The following is a 352-nucleotide window of genomic DNA, read 5'->3' on the forward strand; positions in this document are numbered from 1 at the left end:
ACCGCTCCCATAGCGTAGCGAAACGTGACATCGTATATCATGCTGCCCAAAAAGCCAGCGCCAAATCCTAGAACAAAGAATACTGCCGATATACCGACAATAAAGCAGAGCGTCTTGACCAAACCATACCAAGCAAAATCCCTGCCAGCAATCTTAACGGTTCTTGGCTCATCTGTATCCAGCAAAACACCTATATAGACAGGGAGAAGCGGAAAGATACAGGGAGAGAAAAAGGACAAGATTCCAGCTAAAAAGACTGAAATGAAGAACAAACCAGATTCCATGATACCCCCTTTTTAAATCAGGTTGAAAATTCCTTCTATCTATTTATAAACCTATTATAAAAAATTTT

1 protein-coding gene is annotated in these 352 nt (G+C 40.3%); it reads right to left on the reverse strand.

Annotation, left to right across the window (positions count from 1 at the left end; genetic code table 11):
* A partial coding sequence (locus STRDD11_RS13410) for a cytochrome c biogenesis CcdA family protein (RefSeq protein ID WP_277593129.1) occupies positions 1–284 on the reverse strand: 284 nt, incomplete at its 3' end.
* Positions 285–352: the final 68 nt, after the last annotated feature.

This window comes from Streptococcus sp. DD11 (assembly GCF_001578865.1).
GTDB lineage: Bacteria > Bacillota > Bacilli > Lactobacillales > Streptococcaceae > Streptococcus > Streptococcus panodentis.